This window comes from Desulfurellaceae bacterium, assembly GCA_021296095.1.
Lineage (GTDB): Bacteria > Desulfobacterota > Binatia > Bin18 > Bin18 > JAAXHF01.
In genome coordinates this window covers 1-10611 of the sequence record JAGWBB010000092.1, presented here as the reverse complement: position 1 = coordinate 10611, position 10611 = coordinate 1, and the positions used below count along the sequence as shown (strand labels likewise).

At 61.8% G+C, this 10611-nt stretch carries 11 protein-coding genes; all 11 read left to right on the top strand.

Annotated features, from left to right (window positions below; all coding sequences use genetic code 11):
* Nucleotides 1-686, top strand: a 686-nt coding sequence (locus J4F42_18295) for a hypothetical protein (GenBank protein ID MCE2487469.1), incomplete at its 5' end; no start/stop codon positions are given.
* A gap of 414 nt (nt 687-1100) precedes the next feature.
* Entirely contained in the window at nt 1101-1403 is a 303-nt protein-coding gene (locus J4F42_18290; GenBank protein ID MCE2487468.1) for a helix-turn-helix transcriptional regulator, read from the top strand.
* Between the two features lie 11 nt (nt 1404-1414).
* Complete coding sequence (locus J4F42_18285) at nt 1415-2983, top strand: sodium:solute symporter family protein (protein MCE2487467.1); 1569 nt, start codon at nt 1415-1417, stop codon at nt 2981-2983.
* 120 nt (nt 2984-3103) lie between these two features.
* On the top strand, nt 3104-3385 hold the full coding sequence (locus J4F42_18280; GenBank protein ID MCE2487466.1) for a type II toxin-antitoxin system Phd/YefM family antitoxin: 282 nt from the start codon (nt 3104-3106) through the stop codon (nt 3383-3385).
* Entirely contained in the window at nt 3382-3672 is a 291-nt protein-coding gene (locus J4F42_18275) for a type II toxin-antitoxin system RelE/ParE family toxin (protein MCE2487465.1), read from the top strand. The genes J4F42_18280 and J4F42_18275 overlap by 4 nt, the downstream gene beginning before the upstream one ends.
* 134 nt (nt 3673-3806) lie before the next feature.
* On the top strand, nt 3807-4454 hold the full coding sequence (locus tag J4F42_18270) for a glutathione S-transferase (GenBank protein MCE2487464.1): 648 nt from the start codon (nt 3807-3809) through the stop codon (nt 4452-4454).
* Nucleotides 4455-4650: 196 nt separating this feature from the next.
* Nucleotides 4651-5901, top strand: coding sequence for a DEAD/DEAH box helicase (locus J4F42_18265; GenBank protein ID MCE2487463.1), 1251 nt, complete (start codon nt 4651-4653; stop codon nt 5899-5901).
* Between the two features lie 266 nt (nt 5902-6167).
* Complete coding sequence (locus tag J4F42_18260; GenBank protein MCE2487462.1) at nt 6168-7421, top strand: ATP-binding protein; 1254 nt, start codon at nt 6168-6170, stop codon at nt 7419-7421.
* Between the two features lie 91 nt (nt 7422-7512).
* Nucleotides 7513-8760, top strand: coding sequence for an LLM class flavin-dependent oxidoreductase (locus J4F42_18255; GenBank protein MCE2487461.1), 1248 nt, complete (start codon nt 7513-7515; stop codon nt 8758-8760).
* Between the two features lie 12 nt (nt 8761-8772).
* A complete protein-coding gene (locus tag J4F42_18250; protein MCE2487460.1) occupies nt 8773-9570 on the top strand; it encodes an alpha/beta hydrolase in 798 nt (265 codons plus the stop codon).
* Between the two features lie 14 nt (nt 9571-9584).
* Nucleotides 9585-10611: formyl-CoA transferase (frc, locus tag J4F42_18245; GenBank protein ID MCE2487459.1), on the top strand; the 1027-nt coding region annotated here is incomplete at its 3' end.

The window sequence follows — 10611 nt, the reverse complement described above, 5'->3', positions numbered from 1 at the left end:
GGCTGCTGGCCCGGGCGCTGATGGGCAACGCCCTGTTTGCCGAGGGGGCGACCTCAAACCACGCCCTGCCGATGCTCTTCATCGAGCTGTTTCCGACCTGGCTGGCGGCGCTCGTCGGGGTCGGCGTGCTGGCCGCCATCATGTCCACCGCCGACGGGCTGGTCGTGTCCTCGTCGCAGACGATCGCCAACGACCTCTACCGGCGGACCATCGCGCCGCGGTTGAAGCATCCGCCCAGCGAGGCGCAACTCGACCGCCAGGTCTTATACATCAGCCGGGTAGCGACCCTTGTCGTTCTTCTGGTCTGTGCGGCCATCGCCTGGGCCTGGGTTGAAACCAACGTCATGCTGATTATCTGGATTGGGACCGGCGGCATCATGTCGGCCTTTGCCGGTTCGCTGGTCTTCGGGGCTCTGTGGCGCGGGGTCACCCGGGCCGGGGCGTATGCCGGCCTGGTCAGCGGCTTTGTCAGCTTTCTGGTTCTGCACGCCCAGCTACTCAATCCGGCCTGGTTTGCACCCGGTGTACTGCACGACGTGGTCGCCTGGCTGTATATAGAGGGCATCAACCCGTTCTCCTGCTCGTCCATTGCCGGCCTGACCTCGGTGGTGTTCACCATCGTCGTCTCCAAGGCGACCCGGCCGCTGCCCGAGACCCACGTTCAGGCGCTGTTCGAGGGCGTGTAAGTTGATTTGGTCGTAAAAAGTGACAATGAGTTATACTCTTTTGATTATTCGCGTGTGGCACAGTCGAGAACTACGCGAGCAGACCGCGATTACTGCGCTCCGGCTATTGGCCACCCCATTGATGGGGTAGTCTTCACCTGAACTGTTGATTCTATCCTTTTCACAATTTAGGTCTGGATTAGAACTTCTAAGAGCAGAACAAATTTCTTCCTTGACGGTGTGAGGCCCTGCCTCTCCCTTTTTTTTGCGGCGTGGTGGGTGTTGGGGCGGGTTTTAACCCCGCCCCTACGACCGGTCTGCCCTGTATCAGGGAGAAGCTGCACGTCCTCCCAAGGCGGGGGTTTCGGAAAATCATTACAGCCTTGCCGAGGTTATCACATATGATAACCTGCCGAGAACGCAGGAGACCAAAAAATGACCCGTCCAAGCTTGGCCAGCTTTAAGCAAAAGGCGCTGAACGATCCAGAAGTCAGAGCAGAGTATGAGACACTCTCCCCCGCCTATGCCCTTCGCAGAAAGCTGATTGCCCTGCGCAAAGCGGCGGGCCTGACCCAAGAAGAACTGGCGGAACGGCTCCATACCAGCAAGAGTGCTATTTCCCGCTTGGAAAACGTGAATTCACCGGTCTCGCCAACGCTGACGACAATCGAGGCGTATGCAGGAGCAGTCGGCTATCGACTGGAGATCAACTTCCTCCCCGTCTCGCATTCAGCCTAATCTCACCACACATGACGCTCATCACCTGGTCATGGCTCTTTCTCGTCGTCTACATCGGCGGCATGTTGGCCATCGGCGTGTTGGCCCAGCGGCGGGTCAAACACGCCGACGATTTTGCCACCGCGCGCCAGTCGTACGGGCCCTTGTTTCTGGCGCTGGCGTTTGCGGCCACGACCGCCAGCGGCGCGACATTCATGGGCAGCCCGGCTCTCAGCTACGAGTGGGGCTTGCCGACCGTCTGGGGCGCCTTCCTGTATCCGACCGGCGTCTATCTGGGCGTGCTGATCGCCATGCGCCTGATCACCGCCTCCGGACATCGGTTCGGCAACCGTTCCATCCCCGAGTACCTCGGCGACCGCTATCAGTCCGACGGCATTCGCGTCCTGGTCTCGATGTTTTCGCTGCTGTTGTGTTTTTATCTGGCCGGCCAGCTCGTGTCCGGCCTGGTCATGTTCGAGATTCTGCTGGGCCTGTCTCCGGTCTGGGCCCTGGGCATCACCGCAGCGGTCCTGCTGGTCTACGTGGTGCTGGGCGGGGCACACGCCGACATCCTGACCGACGGGGTCCAAGGCTGCATGATGCTGCTCGTCGCGGCGGTAGTGATCGGCCTGTTCGTGACCGGTTTCGGTCTGGACGCGGGTCGCGGGGGCGTGCTGGGGCTGGTCGATAACCTGAATGCCCAGGACGCCGATCTGGTCGGCCTGCTCAACGCCGACACCCCGCTGTATCACTCCTGGTGGTCGGTGTTTGCGATTCTGATTTCCCATATCCCGCTCGGGCTGCTGCCCCACCTGGGCAACAAACTCTGGGCGCTCAAGAACACGCGGCAACAGCAGTCGTTCGTCGGTCTGGCGTTTACGTTTGGCCTGACGCTGGGCATGCTCGGCCTGGCCGGCCTGTTGGCGCGCGCGCTGCTCGGCGATGCGCTGTACGCCGAGGGGGCAAACCCGAATCAGGCCCTGCCGTTGCTGTTCATTGAGCTGTTTCCGGTCTGGCTGGCGGCCTTGGTGGGCGTCGGCATCCTGGCCGCCATCATGTCCACCGCCGACGGGCTGGTCATCTCCTCGTCCCAGATTATCGCCAACGACCTGTACCGCCGCACCCTGGTGCCGCGCCTGAAACGGCCGCCCAGCGCCGCCCGGCTCGACCGTACGGTTCTTCTCATCAGCCGGGTGTCAACCGGGGTCGTCCTGCTGCTGTGTACGGCCCTGGCCTGGGCCTTGATCGAGACCAACATCGCCCTGATTGTGTGGATCGGCAACGGCGGCCTGATGGCAGCCTTTGCCGGCCCGCTGGTGGTCGGCGCACTGTGGCGCGGCGTCACCCGGGCGGGCGCCTATGCCGGCCTGGTCAGCGGCTTTGTCACCTTTTTCATTCTGCACACCCAGCTGCTTGACCCAGCCTGGTTCTCGCCCGGCCTGCTGCACACCGGCGTCACCTGGCTGTACGTCGAAGGCCCCAGCCCGTTCTCATGCGCGGCGCTCGGCGAACTCGTCTCGGTAACGTTCACCTTCGTGGTCTCCAAGGCGACCCGGCGGCTGCCCGAACCCCACGTCCAGGCGCTGTTCGAGGGCGACTGAGACATAGTATCAGGACTTTCGGAGCCACATGCCATCATCCAAGCTCGCCTAAGCTCTTGCTCAATCGTACGTCTGATACTACACTTAAGCATACATCCAAACGTCCTGGAAAGGATTTTTATGCCGAGGTTGCCCCGTATCATACCCGTTACCGATCTGCGCCAAGATGCTGCATCGGTGCTGAAGCAAGTGAGCCAGTCTCACGAACCGTTTGTCATCACTCAACGAGGACGAGCCGCAGCAGTGTTACTGAGTGCAGAAGCCTACCAGCGGGCGGAGTCTGAACGGCAAGTACTCAGGCTCCTCGCTCAGGGAGAAAAAGAAATGGCTGAAGGGCATGGTATTGACCTGGACACAGTGCTCGCCGAGGCCGATGTCCTGCTTGAGGCTGAAGACGAGTGACCGTTCAATTCACGCCATCTGCTCGGGCCCAATTCCTGGCTGCCATTACCTGCATCCGTCACAATAACCCAGGAACGGCGAGACAGTTCCGCCAACGCGCCGAGCAGATTCTCCGTCGGCTCGGCCAATTTCCAGACTCCGGCAGAATCATTCCCGAGTTTCCAGAACTGCCCTACCGGGAAGTTATTATTGCTCCGTATCGCTTTTTCTACCGTCCAGAACAGAACACCGTCTGGATCGCAGGCGTGTGGCACGGTGCTCAGCTCCCAGATGAGCCCGGAGACTGAGGGCTGAGAGCGTCAATCGGGCGGGTCAGCTTACACCGTGCTCCCACTCTGTGGCTCCCATTGGCCTCGGACGGCGGATTGCGCTAGGATGGTCCGGCCCGCAGCGGCAAGGCATTTCCCACAGGAGGCGCAGCATGATTAAGCTATACGGCACGACCCTGAGCAATTATTTCAGCACGGCCAAAGCGGCCTTTGTCGAGAAAAACGTTCCGTTTGAGGAAGTCTCGATCATGCCCAGCCAGGAGCCCGAGGTGCTGGCGCTCAGCCCGATGGGCAAGGTGCCGTACATCGAGGTCGATGGCACGCCCCTGAGCGAGACGAACGTCATCTTCGACTATCTCGAAGATATCCAGCCCCAGCCGGCGCTGTATCCCGGCGATCCCTGGGCCAGGGCCAAAACCAAAGAAATCATCCGCTTTGTCGAGCTGTATCTCGACACCCCGGCCCGGCGCCATCTGCCGACGGTGTACTTCGGCGCGCCGGTTGACCAGACCGCCTATGAACACGTCCGGCCGGAGCTGGAGAAGGGCCTGCAGGCGTTCAAGCGGCTGGCCCGCTTCGCGCCCTATATCGCTGGCGACACGTTCACCTTCGCCGACCTGACCGCCTATTTCGAGTTGCGCTTCACCAATATGCACACCACACACATCTACGACTGGGACATTACGGATGACGTGCCCGGCCTTGGTGAGTACCTGCACCTGGTCGGTGAGCGTCCGGCGGTCAACGCGGTCGATTCCGTCATGCAGCGAGATTTCGCCGCCTTCAAAAATAAGACCTGAGCCCGTGGGCTGGCGCAAATCGCGCGGACGGTATAGCCTAGCCCGTATGGTTGAGCATTCGCTCGACAGCGGCGAACAGCAGGCCCTCTTCGTTCCTCCGAGGGCACTCCGCTAAAAAAGAACCCTTCTTCCCTTTCCCTGTTGTTTGGGTCGGAAAAGACGGTCGTGGCGTACAGGAGTACCCTGCGCGCCCACGATGGAGATTCATCCATTCATGTCTGATTCACTATCAATTGCCCCAGCTACATTCGATCAGTTCGGACTCCACAAAGCCCTTATACGCGGCATCCACGTCGCCGGCTTTGCAACTCCCTGGCCAATTCAGGTCAAAACCATTCCCCCCAGCCTCGACGGCCGTGACGTACTCGGCCTGGCTCAGACCGGCACCGGTAAGACGGCGGCCTTCGCACTTCCCCTGCTCAACCGGCTCCTCGGAGAACGCCGTCAGGGCCTGCGCGCTTTGGTGCTGGCCCCCACCCGGGAACTCGCCAGCCAACTCACGGAAGAAATCCGGACCCTGGCGCAGTTCACCCGCCTCAAGATGACCACCATCTACGGCGGTGTCTCAATGCGTCATCAGATCAGTGCGCTGCGTCAGCGCCCGGAGATCGTAGTCGGCTGTCCAGGCCGCGTCCTCGACCTGCTCCAGCAGGGAATCCTCCGCCTCGGCCAAGTCGAAACCCTGGTGCTCGACGAAGCTGACCATATGTTCGATATGGGCTTCCTCCCCGGTATTCGCAAGATCCTCGGGGCGCTGCCCGCTCGCCGGCAAAACTTGCTGTTCTCAGCCACTATGCCGAAAGAAGTCCGAGGGCTGGCTGACGACCTGTTGAAGACTCCGCATGTCGTCGAGTTAGCCAATATGGCGCCGGTCGCTAGCGTCAAACATGCGCTGGTTTTCGTCGCCGAGCAGCGCAAGTACGCCCTGCTCGAACACGTACTCACCCAAGACAACTGCGACTCGGCCATCGTCTTCACCCGCACCAAGCACCGCGCCCGGCGTCTGGCCAAGATGCTCGACCAGGCCGGCCACCGGGCCGTCGGTCTCCAGGGAAATCTGTCCCAGTCCCAACGCGACCGAGCCATGCGTAGCTTCCGCTCACGCCGCCACAACATCCTCGTGGCAACGGACATCGTAGCGCGCGGCATCGACGTGGCCGGCGTCTCCCACGTCATTAACTTCGATGTCCCGAACACCCCCGAGGCGTACACCCATCGCCTCGGGCGTACCGGCCGCGCTGAGCGCTACGGAGAGGCCTGCACCTTCGTGACAGTCGGCGATTCCGGCTGGCTACGCGCGACCGAACGCATGATCGGCTCACGCATCCCACGCCGGCAGGTTGCGGGCTTCGAGCCCGAGGTCAACCAGAAGCCCAAGCGACCCGGCGGACAGGTGCGCAACAGGCCGCATCATGCGACGCGCCATGAGCACCGGCGCGCAGGTTAGACACGCTGCTCCGCGTGGGCGAGGAACTTCGCCCACACAATCCTCCAGGGTAGTCGGCAAGGCCAACACAGCACAGAACTGCTGGACGATCTCGGCCCGACCCAGGCTCGCCTCTGGTTTCCGATGGACAAGGCTAAAAGGGCGGAAACTCATTTCTGGGTTAGAGCCAACCCGCCATCTTCGGCCTATAGGGTCGGCCTATCAGAGAGTGTCAGACATCCCGTCCCAGCTTGATTATACAGACAGACTCGAATAATTATTCGAGTATGATCGACAAAGAATTCAGGCTGGACTACTTCGAGTGCCGGCAGGTGTTATTACAGCGCCTTCAGGAACCAGCTCCCGGACGGATCCAGATCCTGACCGGCCCGAGACAGGTAGGCAAGACAACCCTGGCCCTCGACTTGGTCGCGCAGCTCGGCGAAGCCACGAGCTATGTTGCAGGCGACGACCCCCAGGCGAATCTTCCCGGCTTTTGGGAACGTGCCTGGTCTGAGGCCGAAGCAGCGTGTCGCCACGGCACAGGAGTGCTGTTCATTGATGAAATTCAGCATGTGTCAGACTGGAGCGCTCGACTCAAAGGGCAGTATGATCGTCTCCGACGCCGAGACATCCCGCTCCATGTGGTTGTCACCGGCTCCTCGGCCCTTCGCCTCGGGAGCGGAGCGCGGGAGAGCCTGGCCGGGCGTTTTGAACGCTTGACCTTAAGCCACTGGTCAGCCTCGGCCCTTCGACACAGCTTTCAGCTTTCTTCTGAACGAGCGGCGTTCTTGAGCGTACAGCTTGGCTCCTACCCTGGAGCCTGTCCATTGGTGGACGACCGTGGGCGCTGGAGTGCATACATCCGGGATGCCATTATCGAGCCTGCGATGGGACGGGATGTTCTGGCCCTAGGGGTGATTCGTCGTCCGGGCCTGCTGCGCCAGATCTTTGCCCTTGCAGCCAGTATGCCGGCCCAGATCGTTTCACTCCAAAAGCTCCAGGGCCAACTCCAAGACCGGGGCGCCCTGGAAACCATCGCCCATTACCTGGCCCTGCTTGAAGAAGCCTATTTGGTCGTAGGCTTGGAAAAGCTCAGCAGGCGGGAGCATAGGCGGCGAGCCGCTCCCCCCAAACTGCTCGTCCTGAATAATGCGATCATGTCGGCTCTCCACCCCCTTGGTCCGCCAGACCCGAACCATGACCCGGCTCGATTTGGACTCTGGGTCGAGAACGCCTGCCTGGCCCATGCCTGGAATACGGGCCAGCGGGTCCGTTACTGGCGCGAAGACTCCCTTGAGGTGGATGGGGTTATTGACGGGAGCTGGGGCGCGTGGGCGATCGAGATCAAAACCAGTCCCTTCGAGTCCGCAGAGTTGCGCGGCTTACTCGAGTTCTGCCGTCGCTATCCCCGCTATCGTCCCCTGGTCATTACCGCCGTGGGTGCTGAAGAACTGGCCACACGTTTAGGCTTGACGGCGGTCAGCTGGTCAGATTTCCTGCTGTCCGGCCCACCCCGCGCAGAACCGGGCCGTTCCTGAATCGACTTTCACGACTGTGGCCTGATGCGCGCCTAGTCAAGACGCCACACACTTGGTATGGTCTAGCCGACACCGCCAAAGGAGGCTCGCCATGAAGGTATCTATGTTCCACCTGATGCCCTACCGGGACCTGCCGGACGACTTTGAACAACGCTACCACTCCGTCTGGGTTGACCCGCCCTGGACCGAACTGGGCGATGCCGAAAAGGTCGGCCAATACTACAACTGGACGCTGGACGAGCTGATTTATGCGGCAAAAGCCGGCATGGACGGCATATGCGTCAACGAGCATCACCAGAACGCCTATGGCTTTATGCCAAACCCCAACCTGATGGGCTCGGTCATGGCCCGGGCCACCAACGGCATGGACGTGGCGGTGGTCCAAATGGGCTCCACCCTGCCGACGACCAACCCACCCACCCGGGTGGCCGAAGAATACGGCATGCTGGATACCATCAGCGGCGGCCGCCTGGTTGCCGGCATGCCGCTGGGCACGGCCATGGACGCCACCCTGTGCGCGGGTATCACCCCGATTGAGCAGCGTGAGCGCTACTACGAAGCCCACGACCTGATCCTCAAAGCCTGGACCGCCGAGGACATCTTCGCCTGGAACGGCAAATACTACCAGCTGCCCATGGTCAACGTCTGGCCGCGGCCCATCCAGCAGCCCCACCCGCCGGTCTGGGTGCCGGGACTGGGCAGCCTCAGCACCTGGGAGTTTGCCGCCCGACACAACCACTGCTACTGCTTTTTGAGCTATTACGGGCCCAAGGCCGGCCGGGGCGTGATGGACGGCTTCTGGCAGTTCATCGACGAGCGCGGCATCGAACCCAACCCCTTCCGGGCCGGTTTTCTGCAACTGGTGGCCGTGGCCGAATCCGACGCCAAAGCCGAACAGCTGTACGAAAAGCACATGCAGTACTTCTACAACAAGTCCTTGCACATCCCGCCCGAATTCTTTTTCCCACCCGGTCATCAGGACTACCGGAGCCTGGAAAACAACGTCCGCAAGGGCATCTTCAAGAGCTATTTTGACAAGCTGGATGACATTCCCAACTGGAAGTTCAAGGACTTTGTCGATGAGGGCTTTGTGATTGCCGGCGGCCCGTCCACCGTACGCGACCTGCTGACCGATGCCATCAAGAACCTGCGCATCGGCAACCTGATGGTCTTGCTGCACATCGGCTCAATGCCGCACGAGCTGACCCTCAAGAACATCGACATGTTCACCCGGGAAGTCATGCCCCACCTCCACGACACCTGGGACGCTGAGTGGGAGAACCACTGGTGGCCGGAAAAGCTGCGCACCAAGCGCCAGTCGACGCTGGCCGCGCTGTAAGGAGACGGACACATGGTGGCAGTCCACGAACGCAGCGTCAGCGTCTGGAAAGACCAGATCAAGCCCAAAGTCCAGATCGCCGGCAGCGGCCCGCCGGTGGTGTTCCTGCACGGCGCCTACGGGCTCGACTGGGACCCGTTTCTGGACGGGCTGGCCGAAAATTTCACGGTCTACGCGCCCGAGCATCCCGGCACCACCGCCGGCGACCCGGACGGCATCAAGGCCCTGGATAATCTGTGGGACTTGGTGCTGTATTACGACGAGCTGTTCGAGCAACTCGGCCTGCACAACCCGACGCTCATCGGCCATTCGTTTGGCGGGATGGTCGGGGCGGAGATTGCAGCCTGCTATCCGCAGCGGGTCGGCAAACTCGTGCTGCTGAGTCCGGTCGGCCTGTGGCGGGACGACAGCCCGGTCAAGAACTGGATGATTCTGCCCATGGAAGAGGTGGTCCAGGCCGCCTTCTCCGACCCCAGCAGCCCGCTCGCCCAGCAGCTGCTGCATGTGCCCGAGGACGAGCGGGCCGCTCAGGACGCCCAGATTCGTCTGACTTGGGCCCTGGCCTGTACCGGAAAATTTATCTGGCCAATCCCGGATAAGGGGCTCAAGAAGCGCATCCATCGGATTGTGTCGCCGACCCTGATCGTGTGGGGCAACGACGACAAGCTCGTGCCCCCGGTCTACGCCCAGGAGTTTGGCAGTCGGATTGCCGGCTCGCGGATCGAAATGATCGAGCAGGCCGGTCACCTGCCCCAGCTGGAGCAGCTGGGCCGCGTCTCAGGCTTGGTCCGGGATTTTATTCAGTCGTAACCCAGAGGAAACGCATGGGACAAGCCTTGAACGGAATCCGTGTTCTGGACATGACCCACGTCCAGATGGGGCCTTCTGCGACCCAGATCCTGGCCTGGCTGGGCGCCGATGTCATCAAGGTCGAACTGCCGGGTCGGGGTGATATCACCCGCCAGCAACTCCGCGACCTGCCCGACGTCGACAGCCTGTATTTCACCATGCTCAACTGCAACAAGCGCAGCATCACCATCAACACCAAGACCGACACGGGCCGGGCCATCTTCCGCAAGCTGATTGAGGTGTGTGACGTGCTGGTGGAAAATTTTGCCCCCGGCGCGATGGACCGCCAGGGCTTCAGCTGGGATGTCATCCAGACCATCAATCCCCGCCTGATCTATGCCTCGGGCAAGGGCTTCGGCTCCGGTCCGTTCGTGGACTGCAAGGCCTACGAGCCCGTCGCCCAGGCCATGGGTGGGGCGATGAGCACGACCGGCTGGGAGGATGGCCCGCCGACCGCGACGGGCGCCCAGATCGGGGATTCGGGAACTGGGATACACCTCGTCGCCGCCGTTCTGGCGGCCCTCTTCCAGCGGGAGCAAACCGGACGTGGCCAACGGGTCGAGGTCGCCATGCAGGATGCGGTGCTGAACCTGTGCCGGGTCAAGATGCGCGACCAACAGCGGCTCGCCCAGGGGCCCCTGAAAGAATATCCCCAATATCCCCACAAGCCCTTCGGCGAGGCGGTACCGCGATCCGGCAACGCGTCCGGGGGTGGCCACCCGGGCAAGGCCCTCAAATGTCAGCCCGGTGGCCCCAACGACTACATCTATGTGGTCATGCAGGCTCAGATCTGGGAGCCGTTGATGAAGCTGATCGGACGTGCCGAGTTGGTCGGCCACCCAGACTACGCCACGCCGGAGGCCCGCCTGCCCCATCTCGACGAGTGTTTCGCCATGGTCGAGGAATGGACCCAGCACCACACCAAGTACGAGGCCATGCAGCTCCTCAACGAGGTCAACGTGCCGTGCGGCCCGGTTCTCGACATGCGAGAGTTGCTGGAGG

Excerpts from the sequence above, each read along its gene's own strand:
- J4F42_18290 (MCE2487468.1), top strand. The coding sequence starts at position 1,101 with ATGACCCGTCCAAGCTTGGCCAGCTTTAAGCAAAAGGCGCTGAACGAT.
- J4F42_18260 (MCE2487462.1), top strand. The coding sequence starts at position 6,168 with ATGATCGACAAAGAATTCAGGCTGGACTACTTCGAGTGCCGGCAGGTG.
- J4F42_18255 (MCE2487461.1), top strand. The coding sequence starts at position 7,513 with ATGAAGGTATCTATGTTCCACCTGATGCCCTACCGGGACCTGCCGGAC.
- J4F42_18280 (MCE2487466.1), top strand. The coding sequence starts at position 3,104 with ATGCCGAGGTTGCCCCGTATCATACCCGTTACCGATCTGCGCCAAGAT.
- J4F42_18285 (MCE2487467.1), top strand. The coding sequence starts at position 1,415 with ATGACGCTCATCACCTGGTCATGGCTCTTTCTCGTCGTCTACATCGGC.
- J4F42_18270 (MCE2487464.1), top strand. The coding sequence starts at position 3,807 with ATGATTAAGCTATACGGCACGACCCTGAGCAATTATTTCAGCACGGCC.
- J4F42_18250 (MCE2487460.1), top strand. The coding sequence starts at position 8,773 with ATGGTGGCAGTCCACGAACGCAGCGTCAGCGTCTGGAAAGACCAGATC.
- J4F42_18265 (MCE2487463.1), top strand. The coding sequence starts at position 4,651 with ATGGAGATTCATCCATTCATGTCTGATTCACTATCAATTGCCCCAGCT.